The sequence below is a fragment of the Paraburkholderia flagellata genome, from assembly GCF_021390645.1.
GTDB classification, from domain to species: Bacteria; Pseudomonadota; Gammaproteobacteria; order Burkholderiales; family Burkholderiaceae; genus Paraburkholderia; species Paraburkholderia flagellata.
The window spans coordinates 263,716-288,483 of sequence record NZ_JAJEJT010000005.1; the positions used below are offsets into that span (position 1 = coordinate 263,716).

The window sequence follows — 24,768 nt, forward strand, 5'->3', positions numbered from 1 at the left end:
AGTTTGTTCTCGCGCGCTGCGCGCCCGAAGTATCAATGAGCAAGGAATCCAATCACACCGCATTGCTGTGGATCGTCGCCGCCGGCTTTTTCATGCAGGCGCTCGACACGACGATCGTCAACACCGCGCTGCCGTCCATCGCACATAGCCTCGGCGTGCGCCCACTCGAGATGCAACCGGTGATCGTCGCCTATACGCTGACTATGGCGATGCTCACGCCTGCATCGGGCTGGCTCGCTGACCGCTTCGGCACACGCCGTGTCTATTTCACCGCCATCCTGATCTTCGTGCTCGGCTCGCTGTGCTGCGCGAATGCGCATTCGCTGGGCCAACTCGTCGTTGCACGCGTGCTGCAGGGCGTTGGCGGGTCGATGCTTTTGCCGATCGGGCGACTCGCCGTGCTGCGCGCCGTGAGCGGCGAGGCCTACGTCTCGGCGCTGGCGCTCATTTCCGTCTCCGGTCAGGTTGGCCCGATCGTTGGGCCGACGCTTGGCGGATGGTTTGTCCAGGCCTTCTCGTGGCACTGGATCTTCCTGATCAACGCGCCGATTGGCGTGGTCGGACTGCTCGCAGTCCTGCGCTATCTGCCGCGCGCGACGGGGGAGAGTGCGCCTGCGTTCGACGTCGCCGGTTGCGCGCTCGTGTCGTTGTGCATGATCGCGTTTTCGCTGGCCGTGGAGGTGCCGGGCCAATCGCATCGCGCCGCGTGGTCCGCGGGGCTCTTCGTTCTCGGGCTCGTCAGCGCGCTCGCTTACGTGCCGTACGCACGTCGGCGCCAGAATCCGCTCTTCAAACTGGCGCTGTTCCGCGAGCCGAACTTCAGCGTCGGCCTGATCGGCAACCTGCTTTGCCGCATCGGCTCCAGTGCGGTGCCGTTCCTCGTCCCGCTGCTGATGCAGCTCGAACTCGGCTATTCGCCGCTGCGATCCGGCATCATGATGCTGCCCGCCGCCATTGCGGGCGCCCTTGCCAAGCGCTGGATCGCGCCGCTGATTCGCCGCTATGGCTACGACACTTTCCTGCTCGTGAATACACTGATCGTCGGTGCATCGATCGTTGCGTTCGCATTGATATCGCACGACACGCCCGTCATCGTCGAGATCGCCGTGCTGGCGATTTTCGGCGCGGCCAACTCGATGCAGTTCGCGGCGATGAACAGCGTCACGCTCAAGGGGCTTTCGCACGAGGACGCCGGCAGCGGCAACAGCCTGTTCTCAATGGTGCAGATGCTGGCGATGGGCCTCGGCGTGTCGGTTGGCGGCGCGCTCGTCAGCGGGGTCGCCGATCAATGGGGATCGGTGGTGCTGGGCTTTCGGGTGAGCTTCGCCGTGGTTGGTGCGATCACGTTGGCTTCGGCGCTGATTTTCCGGCGCATTGAGGAAACGCCCGCAGCGGTCTCGACGCCGGTTAAAGCGGCGGCTGCGGGCGGGAGATAATCGGGGGCGACGCGCAACGTCGCTCCGTACAGCGACTACTCTAGCGGCAGGTTATGTCTCGGTTGCGTCAACATAGCTGGCTTCAGAATATCTTCGAGCTGCGTGCGGGTGAGCAGTCCTCTCTCGATGACGATCTCCGCGACGCTTCTTCCCGTGACGAGCGCTTCCTGTGCCACCTGGGTCGCATTCGTATAGCCGATGTACGGGTTCAGCGCCGTCACGATGCCGATGGAATTCTCGACGAGCGAGCGCAGCCGGTCGCGATTGGCGGTAATCCCGTCGACACACTTCGAAGCAAGGGTCAGGCATCCCGCACGCAAGTGCGCCACGCTCTTGAACAGGCTGTGCGCGATGATCGGCTCGAACGCATTCAACTGCAGTTGGCCCGCTTCCGCAGCAAAGCTCACCGTGACGTCGTTGCCGATAACTTCGAAAGCGATCTGGTTCACGACTTCCGGAATGACCGGGTTGACCTTGCCCGGCATGATGCTGGAACCGGCCTGAACCGGCGGCAGGTTGATTTCCCCCAGGCCCGCGCGCGGCCCGCTCGACAGCAGGCGAAGGTCATTGCAGGTCTTCGAGAGCTTGACGGCCACACGCTTGAGCACGCCCGACAATTGCACGAATGAGCCCACGTCTTGCGTCGCCTCGACGAGATTGGGCGACGTCGTCACAGGGATACCCGTGACGCTGGCCAAATGGCGGCAAACGAGCGGCGCATAGTCGGGCGATGTGTTGATACCCGTACCGATCGCCGTGGCGCCCAGGTTGATTTCGCAAATCAACTTCGACGCTTCGCGCAGGCGCTCCTGGTCTTCTTCGAGCATGACTGCGAACGTGCTGAACTCCTGTCCCAACGTCATGGGGACCGCGTCCTGCAACTGGGTTCGTCCCATCTTCAGATCGTCACGGAACTCCTGGGCTTTGCGTTCGAACGACGCGCGCAGGACACCCATCGCATCGACCAGTTGCGCAATGCCCATGTAAGTGGCGATTTTCAAAGCGGTCGGATAAACGTCGTTGGTGCTTTGCCCCAGATTCACATCTTCGTTTGGATGCAGTACCGCGTAGTCGCCTCGCTCGTGACCAAGATGTTCGAGCGCGAGATTGGCGATCACTTCGTTCGCGTTCATATTCGTCGACGTGCCGGCGCCGCCCTGAATCACGTCGACGACGAACTGATCGTGGGCAATGTCGTCGCGGATCTGCTGGCACGCGTGAACAATGGCTTTCATTTTGTGCTCGGGGAGCAGGCGCAATTCGTGGTTCGCCAGCGCCGCAGCCTCTTTCACGCTCGCCAGGGCGTTGACCAGATTCGGGTAGGTCGAAATCGGAATGCCTGTGATCGGAAAATTGGTCAGTGCGCGAAGCGTATGGACTCCGTAATAAGCTTCGTTGGGCACGGCGAGGTCGCCAAGAAGATCGTGTTCGATGCGTTCAGAACGATTGGACATGTTTTGCTCCATTGGATAGGGCGCGCGTCAAACGATGGCCGCGTCGGCCGACAAGGCGTACGCGACACACCGGCGAGCGAGAACGTCGGTGGGGTCGACCAGCCTGACGTGAGCGCCGCTCGCGCCCACGAATTCAGTCCCGGTGAGCAGGAGCGGAAGTTCGGTGCACCCGAGGACGACGGCTTCAACGCCTTGAGCTATCAGTCCTTCCATGGCGGCGGCGATGTCTTCCTGGCACTGGCCCTTGGTGAATCCTGCCTTGACACCGTGCTTGCCATAAATGGCTTCCATCACGCGCTCCTGTAGCTCAGGGGAGGGCACGACCTGACGAAGATCCTGCGATTCGAGCGCCTTGCGATAGACCCCGCTTTCGATCGTGCCCGATGTCGCGAGCACGCCGATATCGCGAAGCGCCGGATAAGTTTCTCGCAAAAAGCCCACTGTGACCGTCAACATGTTAACGATCGGGATGTTGAGGTACGGCTGGATGCGCTCGACGAACGCGTGAGCCGTGTTGCACGGAATCGCGATGATGTCCGCGCCGCCGTCTTCGAGCCGCTTACACGTTGCATACAGCGAGACCGTGGGGTCCGCGCCGTCGCCGATCAGATTCTCGGTGCGATCCGGAATCTGTGGGTTTTGTTCGACCAGCAGCTTGATGTGATCCTGATCGCGCGTGGCGGGCGTATTGCGGACAATCTTCTGCAGAAAGTCGACCGTCGCCGCGGGGCCGACACCGCCCACGACTCCGACCTTGAAGGCGTGCGACGGCGAACCGTAACCTTCCGATACCACGTACTGCGCATACGCGAGGTTGGCATCGACGAGCGGCACGCCCAGCGGGCCGATTTCATCCGCAACCAGCGCGACCTCCGTCATGCCGGGCACGATCACCTGTGCCCCTTGCTCGATCAGATCGCGGCACGCCTCGCGCAGTAGCTCGACAGGGCGCCCGCGCAGGTTGCCGCTCTTGATGCCGTCCGATCCATACACGGCTTGCGTGACAGGATCGAAATGTTCGTCGCATCGCGGGTGGATGACTTCGAACTCGGGCGACGCAAAGTACCGTTCGAACAGGCGCTTTTGCCGTGCATAGTCGGAGGCGAGTATGCCGATGCGGCTTGCACCGGGGAACTTGCGCCGAACGTGGCTGCGAACCGCCTCGATCATGTCCACGATCTGCAAGCGCGTGTTCGTGCGCAGTTCGTCGATGAAGGTGTGACTGAGAAAGCACGGCAGCACGATCGTCGTCACGCCGCGCTTCTCGAAGTCCCGGATCATCTCGAAGATATACAGCTTGCGTTCCGACGTAGCGGCGCTGCCAGCGCCCGAGTTGGGAAACGGCGACTGCTGAAAGATCGCGTCGAAGTGATCGGCATCGGTCGATGCGGGCGTCGCCTTCACCAGTTTGAAGAAGACGTCCGCGCTCGCCAACGGCCCCAGGCCGCCGACAATGCCGAACTTGCGCTTGTGGCCGGCGACATCCGAAGTCATTTTGCTCCACCTTGCGCGGAGCCGAAAATTTGTTCGTCTTCCTCGATAAAGTCGGAGGCCTTGCTCTCTCGCGCGCCTTCCCACTTCGCGATTACGGCCGTCGCCACGCTGTTGCCGATCACATTGGTCATCGTGCGGCCCATGTCGAGGATCTGGTCGATCGCTAGCACCATGGCGACGCCTTCGACGGGCAAATGGAACATCGGCGCCACTGCCGCGACCACCACCACCGAGCTGCGCGGCACGCTGGCCATGCCCTTGCTGCTCAGCATCAGTACGAGCAGCATGAAGAACTGCTGCGAGATCGGCATGTTGACGCCGAACGCCTGGGCAATGAAGATGGCCGCGAAGGCCTGATACATCATCGAGCCGTCAAGATTGAACGCGTAGCCCAGCGGCAGCGTGAAACCGACGACTTTCTTGTCGACGCCGAAGCGCTCCAGTTGCTCGGTCAACCGCGGATAGGCGGCCTCGCTGCTTGCCGTCGCGAACGCAATCATCGCCGGTTCGCGCACTGCCTTGAGCAAGGTGCCGACGCGACGGCCGAGGAACAGATAGCCGACGAAAACCAGGATCGCCCACAGCACGACCAGCCCCAGATAGAAAGAGCCGATCAACTTGCCATACGTGTAGATGACGTCGAGGCCGCGCAGCGTCACCGCCGAAGCGATCGCGCCGAACACGCCGAGGGGCGCCGCACGCATGACGTAGTTCGTCACGCGCAGCATGACGGGCACCATGCCTTCGATCACCTCGATCACGACCTTGACCCGCGCGTCTCGCTTCGTTGCGCTTAGCCCAACGCCGAGGAAAACCGAGAAGACCAGAATCTGCAGGATGTCGTTACGCGCCATGGCGTCGAGCAGACTGGTCGGAAACGCGTGAGTCAGGACGTCCTTGAAGTTCAGCGCCGACGTGTTCAGACCGGTCTCGACTTCGCCGGTGCCCGCGACCATGTGCAGGCCAGCGCCCGGCTGCAGAAGATTGGCGAAGACGAGGCCCACCGTGAGCGAAATCAGCGAGGCGCAAACGAACCAGCCCACCGAACGCAATCCGATGCGGCCTACGTCCTGGCCGCTGTCCATGCCGGCCAGTCCCGACACCAGCGTGACGAACACCAGTGGCGCGATGATCATCTTGATGAGGCGAAGGAAGATGTCCGTGATGATCGAGAAGTATCCTGCGATGGCCTTGAGCGTGGCCGGATCGGATGTGCTGGCGTGACACGCGTAGCCCGCAATGACGCCCAGTATCATGCCAACGGCAATATAAAAGGTAAGGCGGTTTTTCATTTCCGTTTGTCCCTGAATGACGCAAGGCGGTCAAGACATGACCGGTGTACGTTGAATGACGCCTGAAGCGAGATCGGCTGCGACTCGGTCAAGCGTTGAGAGGCATACTAGGGACGACAAAAATAGAGTTGATGCCGTTGTGGCATGTACGTATGCGAATTTTGCATAACGCAGTAAAACCCGGGAAAAACCCTAAGCGCCGGACTGCAGAACCGCGCGAAGATGCTGCCAAAGCGTATCGAGAAACTCACTGCGATTCGATGCGTCGCGATAGACCCGCAGTTCGATATCCAGATTCCACGCGGGCGGTCCTGCGGGAACCAGATCCCCTGCATCCAGTTCTTCTGCAATCGCACTCTTGGGCAGCCACGCCATCCCTTCGCCTTCCATGACCATTTTTTTGAGCACCTCGGCCATGTCCGATTCATAGTGAAGCGACAGGGACGGTGCAGAGGAGGCTCGGCCAAGCAGCAGGGAAAGGCAACGCCCGAAATAACTTGTCTCCGTGTACGAAATGTGAGGTAACGGCTGCTTCGCCGTGCCTGGCAGTCGATACATCGGCGCAGAGCGCTGGTTCGGCCTGCTCGCCGGCATGAGCGTATCGATACCCACGGTGAGATGCTCGTACCTCGCGGGATCGAGATGCAAAGGCAACTCGGGGTGGTGGTAGGCGAACATCAAATCGCAGTTGCCGTTCACGAGCATCAGGATCGAGTCGTGCACATTGGTCGGCACCACGCGCGCGCGCACGTCGCCGAAGTGAGCGGAAAGCGCCTTGAGCCAGGCGGGCAGGAAATTGAGCGCGATCGTGTGGCCGGCCGCAATCTGGAGGCTCTTGCCGCCAATGCGCTTTTCTGTGCGGATGATGGCGCGGGTATCGAAGAGCCGGTCGAGGATATCTTCAGCGGCTTCGCGAAAGAGTTGACCGGCGGGCGTCAACACGGGAGGGAAGCTGCTGCGATCGATCAGTTCCGCGCCGACCCATTGCTCCAGTGATTGAATGCGCCGGCTGAACCCCGATTGAGTCACATTGCGAAACTCAGCGGCGCGCGAAAAGCTCTGGTATTGAGCAAGGGCGATGAAGTCCTCGACCCATTTGATTTCCATACGTGAGGCCCGCCTTATACGAAGCGAAACACCGGTTACGGGAGGCTCCAATCTTACGCTGGTGGCGTCGTACCCGGTCGCATGCGTGAGCGCGCCCGCGCTCACTCGATGCGGGCGCAATCCTCACCGGTTTCGCTCAGTAAGTCGCAGAGAACGCGGCCTGGACCTGGGCGGGCGACGTGCTCCCATTGGCGATCAGCAGTTGCGTGAGCAAACGGGCCTTTTCCGGATTGAGATCGAGGGACGCGACGAATCCGCTCTTGTCATCATCGACTTCGACGTTGCGGTTCACGAATCCCGATCCCACCCGCGATGACCGAACGACCACCACGCCCATCTTTGCAGCGCGCTGCATGGCGAGCATGGCGGAGTTAGAAACGTCGCCGTCGCCGACGCCGGCGATCACGATTCCCTTCGCCTTGTCTGCGATCGCATGATCGATTTGTGTCGCGTCCATATTGCTGTGCGCAAAGACGATTTCGACGCGAGGCAACTGGCCGTCGACGGGCAGCGTGTACGGAGGCTTGCGCGCCGCGAGCACTGGTGCGACGAAGCGGATCGACGCGGGATCCACGTAGCCGATCGGCCCGGCGTTGGGAGAGAGGAATGTCTGAAGTGAAGTGGTATTCGTTTTCGTGATCCAGCGCGGATCGTGAATCGTGTCGTTCATGACCACCATGACGCCACGGCCCTGTGACTGCGGGCTGGCCGCGACCTCGACAGCTTCTAGGAGGTTGTTGGGGCCATCGGCGCTGGTGACGCCGCCCGGCCGCATCGATCCCACGAGTACGACGGGCTTGGTGGAATGGATGACGTTCTTCAGAAAGAATGCGGTTTCCTCCATGGTGTCGGTGCCATGCGTGATCACGACACCGTCCGCCTCGCCGCGATCAAAAATCTCGTTGATGCGCTTCGCCAACTGGAACCAGACCTTGTCGTTCATGTCCTGCGAGCCAATATTCGAAATCTGCTCCGCCGAGATCGTGGCGAACTTCTCGATGCCGGGCACATCCTTGATCAACTGTTGTCCGGTTCGCTCGCCCGAGTTGTATCCGATCGCTGAGCGTGCGTCTGCCGTTCCGGAAATCGTGCCTCCGGTTGCAAGCACGATGACGCGTGGCAATTGCTTCGTCTGGGCGGCGACACTGGTTTGTTGATCCGGGCTGGTGTCCGCCGCCGCGGCGGCGGTGGAGTAGAGGGGAAGGGCAGTAAATGCCGCCACTGCCACGATAATGGTCGTACGAAAACGAACCGAAACGGGATGAGCGAATTTATTCATGTTCGTGTGCAGATGGAAGAGACCTTGGACGGAAGGAACAGCGAACTCACCTGGCCAGGTCGTCGACCTGACGAAAGCGGGCGATTCTACGACTCCGAATTGGCTTGGCAGCGGGATGAATCACGCTTCGCACCAGAGTCAGACCGGATGGTAGAAGCGGCCAAAAAAAGGACGATGCGGGGGTGGCATGTGGCTATGCGGAACTCGCATAACATGGGAAAACCCTGGCCGCTGGGAGCTGTCGTTTCTTGGCGGCAGTGGGGGGCACGACGCCGAAGCCGCACGATTTTTATCTGTCCCGCAATGTAGTGTGACTCGACGAGTCGACGGAAAAATGCGAATCTGAAACGCAGGCGGAACCATGTCGCATGGTGCGGCATGATTTTGCAGGATGTCTCACCGCCTGTGCGCCGGGAGAGGGGATCCACCCCTTATTTGGCTATTTGTCAGCCGGTCTTCGGCATGGGCCGTTCCCGCCGTGTTTCTTCAACAGTCGCCGATCACCACGCAGACCCAATGGAACACATCTACGCAGCCGACGATACAGGTAACCTGATTCTGCTCGAGCACGTCAATCTTCGGGTTCCGGACCAGCTTCTCGCCACTACCTTTTATGTCAGCGGGCTCGGGCTCACGCGGGACCCGTTCATGATGACCGGTGTTGGCAATATGTGGATCAACATCGGTCGGTCGCAGATTCACTTGCCGACCGGAAAAGCGCAGTGTCTACGAGGCAGTGTCGGTATCGTCGTCGGCGAACTGGATGCACTCGCCGTGCGATTGCAAGCCGTTGCGCCGCTACTCAGTGACACGCAGTTCGGATGGGCTGAACGCACCGACTACGTTGAAGTGACCTGTCCGTGGGGGAATCGCTATCACTGCCTCGATCCGCAGCGCCGAGCTGTCTCGGTGCCGTGGTCGAACATAGATTTGGGAATCGCCTATGTAAAGCTCGATGTCCCGGTCGGTCGTGCTGGCCAGATCGCTGAGTTCTATCGGGATGTGTTCCACACGCCCGTCGAAGTGAGGGACCAGGACGGGTTGCGGTGCGCTGTGATCGATGTCGGAACGCATCAGCAACTGCTGTATGCGGAAACACCGGAGACGATTCCAGACTACGACGGGCATCACATCGCTATTTACGCCGCCCGCTTTTCCGAGCCGTATGCGCGTCTGGCCGAGCACGGCGTGGTTTATGGCGAAGAGCCACACCAGTTCCGGTTTGCCAATATCGTAAATCCGGCATCGGGAGCGCGTTGCTTCGAACTTGAGCACGAAGTGCGGAGTTTGCGTCATCCGCTTTACGCGCGGCCACTGGTGAACCGGAATCCGGAACAGACGAACCACCAATACCGGAAGGGCGCCGATTCACGAAGCGGCACGTTTTGACGTTGCGCGACCGGCCGCACGCATTCGATGAGCCCGTAACGGGCGGCGTGGCCAGTCAAGCGTCGTCGCCTGTGAAATTGCCTATCTGTCTGCCCAATTGCCCTGCGCGCGCGCAGATCGCCTTCATGAGCAGCATGGCGCTTCGCGGCGGCGGCGAAAACAGCGCGAGCGGTATGGGCGGGCTCGGCTGGTCGATCATTCCCGACATCGCGCCCACGCGGCTGATGGGTCTGACTGGCAGCATCTTCAATTTCACGGCCAACATCGCCGGGATCGTCACGCCGATCGTAATCGGCGCAATTGTGGCGCTGACCGGATCTTTCTACTGGGGGGCTCATGTTCATTGGCGCGGTGGCGTTGATGGGCGCGGCGTCGTATGTGTTTATTCTGGGCGATATCAGGCGCATCGAACTGCCCGGCGACGCCGTCGCTCGGTGCAAACCCGGAAAGTGAGCGTTTATCGCACGCGCGTGAGCGATTATCGTGCGCCACCGCGATTCCGAATATTGCTGTCTCACCGGCATGCGCCTATTCTTGGGCGACCAATGGGTAGGGCGGTTTGCATCGAACGCGACAGCGCAGCGATCGGCATGCCGTAACGCAAACAGACTGGCGTCTGTACTTTGAAGAAGGTGTCGCGATGAGTTCGACGTTGAAGCAGCCTTGCATCATCTCTGTAGCCATTACGGGTTCCGTGCCGCGCAAGAAGGATAATCCGGCCGTACCGATCTCGGTGCCCGAGCAGATCGAAAGTACACACGAGGCCTACGAGGCGGGCGCGACACTTGTGCACCTGCACGTGCGTGACGAAGAGGAGCGCTCCAGTTCCGATCGCAACCGCTTCGCGATGCTACAGGAAGGCATCCGGAAGCACTGCCCGGACATCGTCGTCCAGTTTTCGACGGGAGGGCGGGGCCGGTCGTTCGAGCAACGCGGCGCGATGCTGGATTTGCGGCCCGATATGGCGTCGCTCGCAACCGGCTCGGTGAACTTCCCGACCATAGTCTATGAAAACCCGCCGGATTTCGTGCGCTCGCTTGCGCAGACAATGCTCGACCTCGACGTGAAGCCAGAAATCGAAATCTTCGATCTGGCGATGCTTTACAGCACCGTTGACCTTGTTCAGCAAGGTCTCCTGAAGGAACCGGTCCACGTGCAATTCGTGCTTGGCGTGAAAAACGCATTGCCTGCCAGGCGCGAAATCCTCGAATTCGAAGTGGCACAACTGAACAAGCTGCTGCCCACGGCGACCTGGACTGCGGCCGGTATTGGTCGTCACCAGCTGGAGGTGAACCGGTGGACGCTCGAAATGGGAGGCCACTGTCGCACGGGCCTGGAAGATAACGTGCGCTGGGATAAAGACACGCTTGCGAAGAGCAATGCCCAGTTGGTTGAACGGGTGGCCTCGCTGTGTGGCGAATATGGCCGGCCGGTCGCGACGGCGAAAGAGGCTCGCGAAATCCTGGCGCTCAAACCTGTGGCGTAGTCGGGGGCTGGGGAGCCTCTCACACCGGACTGCCAGGCGGCGGCAAAGCCAATTTATAGCCAGATGATCGCAAAGCATCCTGAACTCGCTAACAAACCTGTCAACTGACCGACCCGATGAAAGCTAGCCCCTATACATTTGCGATGGCGTAGTCGTCGTCACTACCTAACTTCTGGAGTTCAGTTCATCTAATTGGCTGGTACAACTGGCTTGTGCGTCGCTGCTGTCCCGATCGATGCAGTCACGATTGTGCCAATGGCTAGCATCTGAATGGCGGTGAGACTTTCATGCAGGAATAGCCATCCCGTGAATGCGCCGATCGCGGGCTCTACGCTCGTCAGCGTCCCATAGACCCGGGTCGGCAACCGCACAAGCGCGATGATTTCAAGCGAGAAGGGTAACGCGCTAGAAAATACAGCAACGACGACGGCACTCAGCAAGACGCCCGGATTAAAAAGTGATGTGCCAGCCTGCGCCAGGCCAATAGGAACAACCAGAACGGCCGCGATGGTGGTACCAAGTGCAGCCGTCGATACGCCATGCTCCTCACCGGCCAACTGCCCGAACACACTATAAAGCGCCCAGAAGCCTCCGGCGGCCAGCGCAAGAAGAACGCCAATTGGGTCAATAGCGGGCCCGAAATTGTAGAGCGGCAGAAGCAGTAGAAGTCCGGTGGCAGCCAAGCCTATCCAGACAAAGTCCAGCCAGCGGCGAGAGGAAACGACCGCAAGCGCAAATGGACCCAAGAACTCAAGGGCAACGGCGAGCCCAAGTGGAATGCGACGCAAAGCCATGTAAAACAAGAGGTTCATCGCGCCCAAGGAGGCACCGTAGACAAGCAGTACGGGCAGTTTGCGAGAAGAAAAATTCGTGCGCCACGCACGCGTCGCAAAGATGAGTATGAGCGACGCAATTCCGAGGCGTAAAGCCGTAGTCCCTTCTGCTCCGACAACGGGGAACAGGCGTTTGGCGAAAGTCGCGCCATACTGGATCGAAACCATCGCGACAAGCAGCGCAACATACGGCAGGAAAGGTGATGTGGCTGCCGACCTGAATACTAAACGCTGCGTCAATGACAATTGCTTACCCCGGAAACGGTGCTGGTGGATGTCCATTCAGCATTCTACAAGTTGCATCGATCCAGCCCGTTTTATCGAATTTCCACCTCGATAAAGACGATTTCGTTTTCGGTCGGATTGACGACATTGTGCTCGACGCCTTTCGCACCGGCATAGCTCTGCCCTGCCTGTAACGACGACTCTCGATTGCCCTGTTTTGTCTCAAGCAGCAATGTACCGTCTGTCTGCGGCACGACAACATAGTCATGCCCGTGAATATGCCAACCCGTCTCGGCGCCTGGCGGAAAAATCCACCTTGTCACAATGACGCGCTCGTTGGATAGCTGCTGTTCTGGAATTGCCTGTGGACGACGATTCATAAACGATCTTTGGGTTCAGAGGAAAACGTACTTGATTTCAGTGTTCTGATTGGCAATGCCTGTCGAGCGCGCCCGGGATAAACCCATTCGCGAACAGGCTGGGCTTACGACAACGCCGGTTGCGCTGTTGCGGGCCTGTCGATTCATTCTCAGGGAGCGCTGCATTATTTGCACTGTACAGTGCGCCTGGCTCGACCAATACGGTTGTACATGCAGTCCCTTTCCCGTCGGCAAGGCGCAGGGCGCGAAGTCAGGCTTGCGCTACGACCCCGACATGGGCAGCAACCCGCCGTTGCACTGCACGGCGAGCGGTCAGGCGTGGCTCGCCACGCTGCCGGACGAGCGCGCGATCGAACTGGTGTCCAAGCAGGGCGGCCTTGGATCGAAGGCGCAGAATATGCCGCGCGCGCCAAAGACGATCCAGCAATTCCTGAAAGATCTGAACGGTGCGCGGCAACGCGGGTACGGCATGGCCATCGAGACCTACGAGGCCGGCATGACGTCGATTGCGGCGGCGGTGCGCAATCCCGTGACTCAAGAGGTGGTCGGAATCGTAAGTCTCGCGGGACCGAGCAGCCGCTTGCCCGAAGAAAGGCTCAAGGAACTCGCACCGCATCTGCTGGAGGCCGCTTCGGACATGGGGGCCGCCACGCTCAGCTCGCGACTTTTCAAACGGAGCGTGGCGTCGGCACCTGAAGCCGCTCAGGCACCTGTCGCCAAGGGGCGGGGCAGGTCGGCGCAGAAATAAGCAGGTCAATGAGAGCACGCCGCCGCCTCGATCGAGGCGGCAGGGGTGCTTCACGAACACGAACCCGCCCGGTTCGCGCTAGCCGCCGCACGTTGATAGGCCCTCTCGACGCGGGGCTTTTAATCAGGAGTCCTGTAGCGGCACTCTCAACAGGGAGTCCGCTCGGGCAACCCCTGCATTATTACGCCGCCAATGCGAATCGCAAATAGCTGGATCACAAGGCCGCGTAGCCATCGATTTCCCGCTTCATGGTGATAGCGGCGTGCCTCGAATAGGTCACGGAAGCGCAGAATCACGCTCTCGTCCGGCAAACGCGCCATCTCGCCGTCCTGTCCACGGCTGTGGGCATGACGTTCATCGACCAGTACGGATTCAGCGACCAGAAACCCGAGCGTGGGTTGGCAGTTCGATTGGGATCGTATGCGCCTGCTGGCGCAAATACATAGAATTCGAATCGCGGCACAAAGACTGATCGACCGCCGCTGACGGTCATCCGGCATTCATCACGATGCACGTTTTGTCCGGGTGAACGTCGTCTCTGTCCATTGAGGGGAACGCGGCACAGGCTCTAAATTGGCGGCATTAAACCCACCGGGCGCTTGCGAGAAACATGGTCACCTCGCGCGCTGCCCCGCCCGAACATACCGCCAGCGGAGCGCTATGTCCGGGTGGCCCTAGAGGAGACACCGCCATGGCCCATCAGATAACACTCCGTTTTGAGGACGGGGTGACCCGGTTCATCGAGTGCGAGGAGGGTGAGCGCATCACCGATGCCGCCATTCGCGCGAGGATCAATATTCCACTCGATTGCCGCGATGGTGTGTGCGGCACCTGCAAGGCGGTTTGCGAGTCCGGCGAGTATGTTCTGGGCGACTGCGTGGAAGATGCGCTTAGCGCCGAGGAGGCGAGCGCTCGCAAGGTTCTCACCTGCCAGACGAGCCCGCGTTCCGACTGCGTAATCCAGATCGCCACGAACTCCGATGTCGCCGGCACCGGGCCGGCCTCCCACAGGGGGCGGATCGTCGCCTGCCAACGAGCGTCCGACAGCACGATCGCCTTCTCGGTCGAACTCGAAAGCCGCGCGGATCTCAGCTTCCTTCCTGGGCAGTACGTCAACATCCGGGTGCCCGGAACCGATCAGACGCGGTCCTACTCCTTCAGTTCGGGGCCGTCCGAGCCGCACTTGTCCTTCCTTGTGCGCAATGTGCGTCAAGGGGCGATGTCGACCTGGCTCTGTGAAAGCGCCAAAGCAGGGGATTCAATCGAGTTTCGCGGCCCGATGGGAAGCTTCTACCTGCGCCCCATCGAGCGCCCGGTGCTGTTTCTGGCGGGTGGCACGGGACTCGCGCCGTTCCTCTCGATGCTCGACAAGATCGTCGAGGACGGCGGCAGCCCGTATCCGGTCCACATGATTCTGGGTGTGAACACTGATGAGGACCTGGTTGGCATCGACCGGCTCGAAAGCTATGCGCAGCGCCTGCCGAACTTCACCTATGCTTGCACCGTCTCCAACCCCGACAGTGCCCATCCCAACAAGGGCTATGTCACGCATCACATCATCCCCTCCCAGCTCAACGACGGCGATGCGGATGTTTACCTCTGTGGCCCGCCGCCGATGGTCGATGCGGTGCGCAACTATCTTGCATCCGAAGGGCTGACGCCGCGCAACTTCTATTACGAGAAGTTTGCCGGCACGGGCCTGGTGGTACAGACCGGCGAGGAGCACATCGCGCCTGTCGATGTCGATGAAGCCTTCGAGCTGCGCATGGCACTCGAACTGGGGGCGGCTCAGCTGACCATGGGCAGGCTCTCGAGCGAGCAGTTGATCTTCTTCCGCCAGCTCGCCGAGGCGACGGCGCCGTTCGTGTCCGGGCAGCGCTTTACGGACGTGGCGCGCTACATCGAGGCAAACCACGCCTTCCACATGTTCACGATCGAGGCCTCCGGGAACGCCCAACTGATCGCGCTTTACCGGCAACTGGCCGTGCAGGACTACATTGCTCGCACGCTGACCGACCAGATCGAGATCGTCGGTGACATCGTCCAGCAGCACCGGGACATTGTCGGCGCCTTCGAACTGGGCGACCTGAACAAGGCGCGAGACGTGATTGCGCTGCATGCGCTTCATTCCAAGGCCACGATGAGCCAGGCGCTGGAGCGTATGCAGCTGGGCAAGACGGCACCCAGGTTCGTAGCGCCCCCCTTGCCCGCGTCTGCTATGGCACTGAGCGCGCCGCAGATTTGCCCATTCACGGCGAAGACCCTTCCGGCCTATTCACACGAACTGGACTGGCCCGACGGGCTGGAGCCATTCAAGGTGGTCGACGACGGCTCGCAAGGCGACCCTTACGAGCACTACCGCTGGATGCGCGAGCATGCGCCGGTGCTGCGTTGCCAGTCGGCGACTTCGGACGTGTGGTTCCTCTCGCGCTATGACGACGTCTACCAGGCGATCCGAAACCCGAAGCTGTTTTCCTCCGAGGTCGTCAGCCCGCCGCCGCTGACGTTCCTGACGTTGTTCGACGCACCCGACCATTCGCGCTTGCGCAAGGTCGTCCAGCCGTCCTTTCTGCCGCTGGCGCTCGATCCCTTCATCGGGCAGATCGCGCAAAGGGCGGAGGACCTGCTCGACGCGATGATCGCCAAAGGCGGCGGTGATGTCGTCAACGATTTCGCCATCCCGCTCAGCATCTCGACCATCTCCACGATGATCGACGTGCCGAACGAGGATGAGGAGAAGATGAAGTTCTGGTCGGACGAGACCTTTAGCTACTTCGGCCGCCTCGCCCGCAATGCGCCGGGGACCGGCACCGACGAGCAGAGCGCGCAGGCTTTCTTCGCATACCTGAAGGAAGCGATGGAGCGGCTCGCTCTCACCGACAGCCAGTCGATTGGCGGGCACATCGCGCGCATGTGGAAGGACGGTCTGCTTTCGGAAAAGGAAGCGAAGGAGCTGTGCGCATTCGTCTTCATCGCCGGGCACGACACGACGACCATCCTTGTCGCCAACGCTTTTCGCATGCTTGCCGAACAGCCGCATCTGCTGGGACGCATCCGCGAAAAGCCCGTCGACGCTGATCGTTTCGTCGAGGAGGTGGCCCGCTATCGCGGTACCGTCCAGCGCGTAAGCCGCATCACCACCGAGGCGACCACCGTCGCGGGGGTTGATCTGCCCAAGGGCGCGGTGGTGCGACTGCTGCTGTCGGCTGCGAATCGCGACAGCCGCAAATTTCCCGAGGGCGAGACGTTCGACATCGACCGTGATTCCAGCGGCCACCTGGGTTTCGGCAACGGCATGCACAAATGCCTTGGCGCGCCGCTCGCCAAGCTGGAGACACTGATCGCGACGAAGGCTCTGGCCCGCAAGATTGGCGCTATCGCGCTCGATCCGGCAACGCCGATCCAGTATGTGCGGGGTAACAATCTGACCAATTCCGGGCCGGAGCACCTGTTCGTCAAGTTGGGCGGAGTGTCGGCCTGAACCGGATAGGGGGCGGTCAAGTCAGCCCGCTTCCCCCTTTTCGGGCGGCGAGGATCGATCGTGGGCCGCAGAGCGGTATTCGGTTGGACGCAGTCCCGTCTGCTTGCGGAAGAAGCGACCGAAATACGCCTCGTCCTGAAAACCCAGCTCGCTGGCGATCTGCTTCACGCTGAGGTTCGAATAGCCGAGCAGGCGCTTGGCCTCATGGATCGAGCGTGCGTCGATTGCCTCGATTGCAGAGACTCCGAACGTGGCGCGGCAGATGCGGGAGAGCTGGCCGGTGGTCACGCCCATCTCGTCGGCGTAGCTCGCGACTGGTCGCCTCTCACGGCAATGGCGGTCGAGCAGCGCGCGGAACCGTTCGATCCGCGCTGCCATCGTCCGCTGCTCGGAACTGGCTGAAAGTCGGGCGCTCTCGCTAAGGCGCCCGATCTTGACGAAGAGGGTGATTGCGAGTGCGGCGCCTGCGGTGAACTGCCAGCGCTCGTGGCTCTGCGCCTCGTGCCCGATCGACTGAAAAAGCGTTTCCAGAGGTGTGCCGCGCTCGACGTCGGGATCGATCGACAGCACCGTCGGCGTGCGTATGAATTCCAGCAACTCGGGCGCGGCCGTCATCGCCAGCGATTCCAGTGCAGGCTGCGCGGCGGTGATGACGTGACCGTCGATGTCGCTGCGGAAATGAAAGCCGTGGACCGAGTGCGCCGGCACGACGATCAGGCATGGCGCAACGACCGCCCAAGTCTTGCCATCGATGAAGGTCTCGCCGCCCCCGCCGGTGACGTAGAGCACCTGGATTAGCGCGTCGTGGACGTGCGGCTCGATCTCGAAATCGAAACGGCCGGCACGCAGCGCAATTGGCTCGTAGTGCACCATGTCGACCCAGGATTGACCGGCTTCCGCGCCATAGAGCGCGAAACGCGGAACGGTCCGGCGGCGCTGTTGGTCAGGGGGCATGATGCACGTTATGTCCTGCTATATGTAGGCTCTGTCCATTGTTCCACAGGCGCTCGAGGCGTTCAATGGCGATACAGATTTCAGGAAGCGCAATTGCACGGAATATTTTAGGGAAAGTAACAGCATGGAACAGGGACTTGAAAATCGTGCGGCTGCCACAACCGCATACGGGCTGAACCTGGATGGCAAGATCTGCGTGATCACGGGTGCAGGTAGTGGTATTGGTGCCGGCATCGCACGTGCCTTCGCCAGCGTTGGAGCACATGTGGCGCTTGTGGACCGCAATCTTGCCGGCGCTGAAGCTGTCGCCGCCGAACTTCGAAAGGCAGGTGCCGTAGCGCAAGCGTTCGGTTGCGACGTGTCGGACGAAGCTTCGGTTGCCGCAGCCGCCGACGAGGTTCGCGCAGCGCTCGGTTCGGCAAGCGTGCTCGTCAACAATGCAGGACTCCTACGCGCTGGATCTCTCGAGACAGTCTCGATCGCGGACTGGAACCAGGCCATCGCCGTGAACCTCACCGGCTATCTGCTGTGTGCCCGAGCGTTCGGGCGTGACATGCTGGCGGCGGGCAAGGGCAGTATCGTGCACGTTGCCTCGATTGCGGCGCTCAATCCGCAGACCAATAGCGGTTCCTATAGCCCGAGCAAGGCGGGCGTGCTACTGCTCTCGCGGCAGTTGGCGGCGGAGTGGGGCCCGCGCGGCGTGCGCAGCAACTGCGTGCTGCCCGGCATGATCCGCACCGCGCTGTCCGCGAAGTTCTACGAGGAGCCCGGCTTCGAGGCTCGCCGCGCCGCCGCTACCGCGAACCGCCGCATTGGCGAGCCGGAGGACCTCGCCGGTCCGGCCATGTTCCTCGCCTCTGACCTGGCGGCCTACGTCAATGGCGCCGAGGTGCTCGTCGACGGCGGGCTCGATTGCATGCTGATGGACATGGTTCCGCGCCCCGGCTTTAACGCCATCCCGGCCGCGTGAGCGCCATCACATCGTAACGAAAAGGAGAGTGGATATGGCCAAGGAGATCACTTGCGATCTGGTCGTGGTCGGATCGGGTGCTGCGGGCCTCGCCACCGCGATCACGGCAAAGAAGCGCGGCCTCGACGTCATCGTGCTCGAAAAGGAGCCCGTGTTCGGTGGTACCACCGCGCTGTCGGGCGGGGTCTTGTGGATTCCGCTGAGCAAATATGGCAGACAGCAGAACCCGGCGGACTCCCTCGAGCGTGTGCGCGAATACATGATGAACGAAACGGGCAGCAACTACGATGCCGCCGCGGTCCAGTGCTTCATCGAGAATGGGCCGAAGATGGTCGAATTCTTCGAGCGTGAGACTGAGATGAAGTTCGTGCCCACGCTCTATCCGGACTATCACCCGGATGCGCCCGGCGGCGTCGACATCGGCCGCTCGATCCTCGCCGCGCCCTATGATATTCGCGGGCTGGGCAAGGACATGCAACGCCTCAAGCCGCCGCTCGAGACGATCACCTTCATGGGGATGATGTTCAACTCCTCGAACGCTGACCTCAAGCACTTCTTCCGCGCGACCAAGTCGATTGTTTCGTTCTGCTATGTGGCTCGGCGTCTGGCCACGCACATCAAGGAGCTTGCGCTTTATCGCCGCGGGATCAACGTGACGAGCGGCAACGCGCTCGCTGCGAGGCTCGCGAAGTCGGCGCTGGCGATCGACATTCCGATCCACACTTCGACGCCAGTGAAGGAACTGCTAAGCGAGAAGGGCAACGTGGTCGGTGTGCTCGCAAGCGCAGCGGAGGGTGAACTTCGCGTCACCGCCCGCCGCGGCGTCGTGCTGGCTTGCGGCGGCTTCCCTCATGATCTCAAGCGCATTGCTCAGGTCTATCCGCATGTGAAGCGTGGCGGCGAGCATCTCTCGCCCACGCCCGTCGGCAATACGGGCGATGGGCTGACCATGGCGGAGAAGGTGGGTGGCGCCGTGCAGCTTGGCTTCCCCGATGCATCGGCCTGGATGCCTGTCTCCAGGGTGCCTTTCGGCAAGGGCCGCACGGGCGTGTTCCCACATCTGCTGGACCGCTACAAGCCCGGCGTGATCGGCGTGCTGCGCAGCGGCCAGCGCTTCACCAATGAATCGAACTCCTACCATGATGTTGGCTCGGCGCTGATCCGTGCCTGCGAGGGTGAGCGGGAGACGGCGATGTGGCTCATCTGCGATAAGGTGGCGCTGGGCAAGTATGGCCTGGGCTATGCCAAGCCCGCGCCGATGCCGGTTGGCCCGTTGCTGCGCAAAGGCTACCTCGTCAAGGGCGAGACGATCGGCGAGCTGGCGCGCAATTGCGGGATTGCTCCCGACGCGCTCGAGAAAACCATCCGCGCCTACAACGTCGATGCCGTGCGCGGAGAAGACCCGGCGTTCCATCGTGGCCGCACTTCGTTCAACCGCTATCTCGCCGATCCGGACAACAAGCCCAATCCTTGTGTTGCGCCGATTTCGACTGGGCCCTTCTATGCGGTGAAGGTGGTGATGGGCGATCTGGGCACGTTCGACGGCCTTAAGACCGGCGTCAGCGGCGAGGTGCTGCGCGCGGACGGCAGTGAGATCGAGGGCCTTTACGCGGTCGGCAATGACCGGCGCAGCGTGATGGGCGGCAACTATCCGGGCGCCGGTATCACCCATGGGCCCAATATGACGTTCGGCTATGTCACGGGTAATGCCATCGCCAACAAAGCTACGACCATCAAAGAGAAGGTGCACGCATGAGCCGCCGCTCCATGTATCTGGCAAAGCCTCTCGTGGATTTCCGGGTCTACACCATCGCGCTGCGCAAGATGCCCGAGTTCATCGAGGTGTTTGACCGGCTCGCCATGCCGATCCTGCTCGAGACGCTTGGGCACCCACTCGGCTTTTGGACGAGTCTGGTGGGGCAGCAGAACCAGTTCACCCACCTGTGGGGGTATGACGATCTGGCGGACTACGAGCGGCGGTGCCTCGCACGCGATACGCATCCGGATTTCCCGGCCTATCTCAAGGCATCGGGCCATCTGATCACGGCGCAGGAGACACGCCTCATTCGTGCCGCCGCGCTGGGTAGCGTCGCAGAGTAAGCCGGTTCTTTTCGCGTATCGCGCTACGACGGACCCAATGCCAGATCGCGATGAGCAGAGCTCTGGAATTCGCGCGGCGTCGCGCCTGTCTGCTTGCGAAAGTAGCGGCTGAAATAGGCGCTGTCCTCGAATCCCAGGCTGTGCGCTATCTGCTTGACGGTCATGCCTGAGTAGACCAGATCGCGCTGCGCTTCGCGAATCAGATGGTCGTTGATCAGCGCGGTGGGTGACGAACCGAGTTCTTCGCGGCAGATGCGCCCGAGTTGCGGCGGGGTGACATCAAGCGCGGCTGCATAGAACTCGACGGGGCGATGCTCACGGAAATGCTGGGCGATCAGCTCGCGGAAGCGTCTGATTTGCTGGCTGCGCCGCGCGGCGAGCGCGGCCACCGGCACGTTGGCATGGTCGACAAGCCGCGCCGCCTGTACGAAAAGTGCCATTAACAGTGACATGCCCGCTGCCGTATAACCGGCCGCGCCACGGCGAAACTCGTTCTCAAGCATATGAAAGAGCGGCATCAGCGTTTCGTCGCTGGCTGCTGGCCCGCACACCGGAATCACGGCAGGGTGCTGGAGAACCGCGACGAGCGTTGAAGAAACGGACTTCGCGATGGACTCCAGCGCGCGCTGCGCCGCCGTGACGACAAGGCCGTCGATCTCCGGCGAAAACGCGAAACCGTGCACGACCTGCGCAGGAAGGATCACGAGGCAGGGCGGATTAAACGGTGTTTTTTCGCTCTCGATGACGACGTGACCCTGGCCGCTGCGGATGTAGAGAAACTGCAGCAGCGCGTCGTGACGGTGCGCCGGAATGTTCCAGTCGTTCGGCCGGCTGCGCTCCGGAATCCACTCGAAATTGAATGCATCGTGCCACGGTGGGCGCGCGGCCGATGCTTCTCCATACAGCTCGTAACTAGGGATTTTCCTCATGTCGCCTTCCCTCACATGTGCAGATTGTCCTGTTTATCCACAGTTTTGTCCATGATCGGCCGGCGCCGTCTGCCTATACTTCAGGCAGACGGAATCGATGAAGATTTTTCGTTGGAGACGCAGGACACGCTTTGGCGTATGCCTTTCTCGTGAGAATTTCGGATGACTAACGAAGTAAGAGTGCGCAGCGCAAGCTGGCTGAATCTGGCGGGCCAGGTGAGCGGGGCGGCGGGCGGCATCGGCGTCGCGCGCGTCGCACACACGCTGCGCGGGCGCTGAAACGAACCTCTCACGCAATGGCGCTGCGGCGCGCCGTGGCAGATACCGGCCGTCCCGCGCCCGCGGGTATGGCGCCGCAATAGAACGACATTAATCTCTGGAGACATCGCAATGGAAACGCTCGATCGCGTCGGCCTCGCCGGCGCGTTGCCCCCGCTCGTCTATCACGTGGCTGGAGGGCAGCAATGAAGACCTTCGAACGCGTCGTCGATACCCAGGCCTTCATAGACGGCCAACGGTTCTCGCCATTTCAGTGGGTCATTCTCGTGCTGTGCTTTCTCGTGGTCGCCGCTGACGGCTACGACACGGCAGCCATCGGCTTCATCGCGCCGTCGCTCGTGCAGCAGTGGGGCATTGCGCGCGTCGCGCTCGGTCCGGTGATGAGCGCGGCGCTGGTCGGGCTCGGCATCGGCGCAGTGCTGGCCGGCCCGCTCGCAGACCGGCTCGGACGCAAGACCGTGCTGGTGCTTTCCGTGGCCTTCTTCGGACTTTGGAGTCTTGCGGCGGCATTCGCCGGCACCGTCGAGTCGCTGACCGTGCTGCGCTTCTGCACGGGTCTCGGCCTCGGCGCTGCCATGCCGAACGCCGTCACGCTGATGTCCGAATATGCGCCGACGCGCGTGCGCGCGGTTGTCGTCAATACGATGTTCTGTGGCTTTTCCACTGGCCTTGCGCTCGGCGGATTCGCGTCTGCATGGCTGATTCCGCATTTTGGCTGGCAAAGCGTGCTGGTCGCGGGTGGTATCGGGCCGGTCGTGCTTACGGTTCTGCTGATCCTGCTGTTGCCGGAGTCCGTTCAGTTCATGGCGGTACGCCAACGTGCCGACGCGAAAATCGCACGCATCCTCGGCCGTATTGCACCTGGCATGACGTTCGGTGGCTGCCGCTTCGTCGCGCCTGAGGGCGGCGTGAGCGGGAAGCGTGAATCGGCGATTCGCGTTGTCCTGTCGCGCCAGTACCGCTTCGGGACATTGATGTTGTGGCTCGCGTACTTCATGGGCCTGCTGATCTATTACCTGCTTACCAACTGGCTGCCCACGCTGTTTCGCGACACGGGCTTCTCCGGCGCGCGTGCAGCCCTGATGACGTCGCTTTTCCCGCTTGGCGGCGTGCTGGGCAACCTGTGCGTCGGCTGGTTCATGGACCGCCGCAATGCCAATCGCGTGATCGCAGCAACGTATGTGCTCGCCGCAGTCATGGTCCTGCTGGTGGGACGCGGTGTCGGCCACCAGTTGTGGCTCGGCACGCTCATCTTCCTGACAGGGACGTTGGTGACGAGCGCAGTCACCTCGATGTCCGCACTGGCCGCCGCGTTTTATCCGACGCACGGACGAGCGACGGGCGTTGCCTGGATGCTCGGCGTGGGGCGCATAGGGGGAGTAGCAGGGGCACTGGTCGGCGCGGCTCTGATGGGCTTCGGCTGGCAGATCGGCTCCGTGTTCAGCCTGCTTGCCGTGCCGGCGCTGGTGTCCGCGTGCGCGCTGTTCGTGATGATCGGGCGTGGCGCAGCCGCTTCACAAACGCGTGCACAGCAAAGCGTGCCGATGCACTAGGTAGGGTCTCGAGCCGTTCTTGTCGTGAATTCTTGTTCATATAGTTAGACATGCTAATAAATAATTCAGGTTTGGAGAACCGCAAATGAAAAGGAAGCTTCTTGCATTGGCCCCGCTTTGCCTGTACGGCGCATCGGCCTGGGCGCAAAGCAGTCTGACGCTGTACGGTGTGCTGGATGAAGGCATCATGTTCAACAGCAACGTCGCCACGGGGCCGTCGAAAGGCGGGCAAAAGTGGTACCTCGACTCGCTCAACGGCATGTACGGCAGCCGTTGGGGCATGAAGGGTGCCGAGGACCTGGGTGGTGGCACGCGTGCGATCTTCACGCTCGAATCCGGCGTGAACCTGAATTCGGGCGCCGCAGGGCAAGGGGGACTCCAGTTCGGACGCCAGGCAGCCGTCGGCTTGAGCAACCAGCGCTTTGGTGACCTCACGCTGGGGCGGCAGTACGATTCGGTTGTCAACTATGCGCAAGCGGTCACGATTCAGGGCTATCTCGCGAGCGAAGTCTTCCAGCATCCGGGCGACTTCGACAACACCGCGAACTCGCTGCGCACCAACAACGCGATTCGTTACGCGAGCCCCAACATCAATGGACTCACGTTTGGCGCCACCTGGAGCGTGGGCGGCCAGCCCGGCAATATCAGCGGCAACGGCGGCTATTCGGCCGGCGCGGCGTACTCCAACGGCGTGGTGACCCTGGCGGCCGCTTACCTCTACTTCAAGAATCCGACCGCGGCCACCGCGGGCCAGGGGTTCTTCACGAGCAACGGCAGCGGAACGCAGTTGACCGGCATCCTGAACAAGGCTTATGCAAGCGCGAATTCGTATCAGGTCGCGGTAGCGGGCGGGCTGTACACGATTGGGCCGGTGCAGATCGGCGCGTCGTGGTCGAACATCGAGTACGGCGATATCGTGGCACTGGGCGGTGCAAGTGCGCGGTTCAATAACGTTGATGCGGGTGTCAAGTGGTCGGTCACGCCGGTATTCAGTCTCGGCGCGGCCTATGATTACGCGAAAGGCAACAATGTCCGCACGTCGGAAGGCGCAAACGTCGGCAATCAGCATTTCAACCAGTTCAGCGTGATGGCCGACTACTTTCTTTCGAAGCGAACCGACCTCTACGCCGAGGGCGCGTACCAGATCGCGGCGGGTACGTCGTCCACTGGTGCGCCTGCAGTGGCGAACATCGGCAATGCCGGCGACTCGTCGAACACCCGCCAGGCGCTCGTGCGCGCCGCTATTCGCCACAGGTTCTGACGCATCGTTGCACTCACAAGCCGCTCTTGCATCTGGTGGACAGGTCGCGCGCTCAAGGGGTATCGCATGGGCGCGCAGCCTTGCGCCGGGATGCACGCTCGTGTTGACGACTCTGCAG

Annotated in this window: 19 protein-coding genes and 2 pseudogenes; 11 read left to right on the plus strand and 10 right to left on the minus strand. The window is 61.5% G+C overall.

All coding sequences use genetic code 11. The annotated features are described in order from the left end of the window. The first annotated feature begins 35 nt into the window (after positions 1–35). On the plus strand, positions 36–1,436 hold the full coding sequence (locus L0U83_RS37675; protein WP_233889666.1) for a DHA2 family efflux MFS transporter permease subunit: 1,401 nt from the start codon (positions 36–38) through the stop codon (positions 1,434–1,436). Between the two features lie 35 nt (positions 1,437–1,471). Here L0U83_RS37675 and aspA read toward each other — a convergent pair whose 3' ends face one another. The 5 genes from aspA to L0U83_RS37700 form a co-directional block, all read right to left on the minus strand. Then, complete coding sequence (aspA, locus tag L0U83_RS37680; RefSeq protein WP_233889667.1) at positions 1,472–2,890, minus strand: aspartate ammonia-lyase; 1,419 nt, start codon at positions 2,888–2,890, stop codon at positions 1,472–1,474. A gap of 27 nt (positions 2,891–2,917) precedes the next feature. Then, positions 2,918–4,384 (minus strand): cysteate racemase, encoded by a 1,467-nt coding sequence (cuyB, locus tag L0U83_RS37685; protein WP_233889668.1) that lies wholly within the window; start codon positions 4,382–4,384, stop codon positions 2,918–2,920. Continuing rightward, on the minus strand, positions 4,381–5,676 hold the full coding sequence (locus L0U83_RS37690) for a dicarboxylate/amino acid:cation symporter (protein WP_233889669.1): 1,296 nt from the start codon (positions 5,674–5,676) through the stop codon (positions 4,381–4,383). Before L0U83_RS37690 ends, cuyB begins: the two co-directional genes overlap by 4 nt. A gap of 192 nt (positions 5,677–5,868) precedes the next feature. Continuing rightward, the gene (locus L0U83_RS37695) at positions 5,869–6,783 is read right to left on the minus strand and encodes a LysR substrate-binding domain-containing protein (protein WP_233889999.1); all 915 of its coding nucleotides are present in this window, start codon (positions 6,781–6,783) and stop codon (positions 5,869–5,871) included. A gap of 136 nt (positions 6,784–6,919) precedes the next feature. Continuing rightward, on the minus strand, positions 6,920–8,062 hold the full coding sequence (locus L0U83_RS37700) for an asparaginase (RefSeq protein WP_373321193.1): 1,143 nt from the start codon (positions 8,060–8,062) through the stop codon (positions 6,920–6,922). Between the two features lie 516 nt (positions 8,063–8,578). Between L0U83_RS37700 and L0U83_RS37705 the strand changes: the two genes are divergently transcribed. The 3 genes and pseudogenes from L0U83_RS37705 to L0U83_RS37715 all read left to right on the plus strand — a co-directional run bounded on the left by L0U83_RS37705 (position 8,579) and on the right by L0U83_RS37715 (position 10,937). Next, positions 8,579–9,451 (plus strand): VOC family protein, encoded by an 873-nt coding sequence (locus L0U83_RS37705; RefSeq protein WP_233889671.1) that lies wholly within the window; start codon positions 8,579–8,581, stop codon positions 9,449–9,451. Between the two features lie 164 nt (positions 9,452–9,615). Continuing rightward, a pseudogene (locus L0U83_RS37710) lies at positions 9,616–9,904 on the plus strand (hypothetical protein); the annotation flags it as partial. 187 nt (positions 9,905–10,091) lie between these two features. Beyond that, on the plus strand, positions 10,092–10,937 hold the full coding sequence (locus L0U83_RS37715) for a 3-oxoadipate:acetyl-CoA acetyltransferase (protein ID WP_233889672.1): 846 nt from the start codon (positions 10,092–10,094) through the stop codon (positions 10,935–10,937). A 188-nt stretch (positions 10,938–11,125) separates the two neighbouring features. Here the strand turns inward: L0U83_RS37715 and L0U83_RS37720 are convergent, their stop codons facing one another. Together L0U83_RS37720 and L0U83_RS37725 are read right to left on the minus strand one after the other, a co-directional pair. Continuing rightward, the gene (locus L0U83_RS37720) at positions 11,126–12,052 is read right to left on the minus strand and encodes an EamA family transporter (RefSeq protein ID WP_233889674.1); all 927 of its coding nucleotides are present in this window, start codon (positions 12,050–12,052) and stop codon (positions 11,126–11,128) included. Between the two features lie 35 nt (positions 12,053–12,087). Then, on the minus strand, positions 12,088–12,375 hold the full coding sequence (locus tag L0U83_RS37725; protein ID WP_233889675.1) for a cupin domain-containing protein: 288 nt from the start codon (positions 12,373–12,375) through the stop codon (positions 12,088–12,090). A 226-nt stretch (positions 12,376–12,601) separates the two neighbouring features. Here L0U83_RS37725 and L0U83_RS37730 point away from each other — a divergent pair. After that, positions 12,602–13,123 (plus strand): annotated as a pseudogene (locus tag L0U83_RS37730) (IclR family transcriptional regulator); the annotation flags it as partial. Positions 13,124–13,415: 292 nt separating this feature from the next. Here the strand turns inward: L0U83_RS37730 and L0U83_RS40990 are convergent. Then, on the minus strand, positions 13,416–13,616 hold the full coding sequence (locus L0U83_RS40990; RefSeq protein ID WP_373321202.1) for a transporter: 201 nt from the start codon (positions 13,614–13,616) through the stop codon (positions 13,416–13,418). Positions 13,617–13,814: 198 nt separating this feature from the next. Between L0U83_RS40990 and benC the strand changes: the two genes are divergently transcribed. Continuing rightward, complete coding sequence (benC, locus tag L0U83_RS37735) at positions 13,815–16,604, plus strand: benzoate 1,2-dioxygenase electron transfer component BenC (RefSeq protein ID WP_233889678.1); 2,790 nt, start codon at positions 13,815–13,817, stop codon at positions 16,602–16,604. Positions 16,605–16,625: 21 nt separating this feature from the next. Here the strand turns inward: benC and L0U83_RS37740 are convergent, their stop codons facing one another. After that, positions 16,626–17,558, minus strand: a complete 933-nt coding sequence (locus tag L0U83_RS37740) for a helix-turn-helix domain-containing protein (protein ID WP_233889679.1) — start codon at positions 17,556–17,558, stop codon at positions 16,626–16,628. 124 nt (positions 17,559–17,682) lie between these two features. Here L0U83_RS37740 and L0U83_RS37745 point away from each other — a divergent pair, with 124 nt between their 5' ends. The 3 genes from L0U83_RS37745 to L0U83_RS37755 are packed head-to-tail and all read left to right on the plus strand — an operon-like array spanning position 17,683 to position 20,628. Beyond that, complete coding sequence (locus L0U83_RS37745) at positions 17,683–18,528, plus strand: SDR family NAD(P)-dependent oxidoreductase (protein WP_233889681.1); 846 nt, start codon at positions 17,683–17,685, stop codon at positions 18,526–18,528. Positions 18,529–18,538: 10 nt separating this feature from the next. Continuing rightward, on the plus strand, positions 18,539–20,284 hold the full coding sequence (locus L0U83_RS37750; RefSeq protein WP_308445130.1) for an FAD-dependent oxidoreductase: 1,746 nt from the start codon (positions 18,539–18,541) through the stop codon (positions 20,282–20,284). Next, positions 20,281–20,628: an NIPSNAP family protein gene (locus L0U83_RS37755; protein WP_233889684.1), complete on the plus strand. Its 348-nt coding sequence runs from the start codon at positions 20,281–20,283 to the stop codon at positions 20,626–20,628. The genes L0U83_RS37750 and L0U83_RS37755 overlap by 4 nt, the downstream gene beginning before the upstream one ends. A 23-nt stretch (positions 20,629–20,651) precedes the next feature. Here L0U83_RS37755 and L0U83_RS37760 read toward each other — a convergent pair whose 3' ends face one another. Beyond that, positions 20,652–21,557: a helix-turn-helix domain-containing protein gene (locus tag L0U83_RS37760; protein WP_233889685.1), complete on the minus strand. Its 906-nt coding sequence runs from the start codon at positions 21,555–21,557 to the stop codon at positions 20,652–20,654. Positions 21,558–22,021: 464 nt separating this feature from the next. Between L0U83_RS37760 and L0U83_RS37765 the strand changes: the two genes are divergently transcribed. Next, positions 22,022–23,389 (plus strand): MFS transporter, encoded by a 1,368-nt coding sequence (locus tag L0U83_RS37765; RefSeq protein WP_233889687.1) that lies wholly within the window; start codon positions 22,022–22,024, stop codon positions 23,387–23,389. Between the two features lie 85 nt (positions 23,390–23,474). Further along, on the plus strand, positions 23,475–24,650 hold the full coding sequence (locus L0U83_RS37770) for a porin (protein ID WP_233889688.1): 1,176 nt from the start codon (positions 23,475–23,477) through the stop codon (positions 24,648–24,650). Positions 24,651–24,768: the final 118 nt, after the last annotated feature.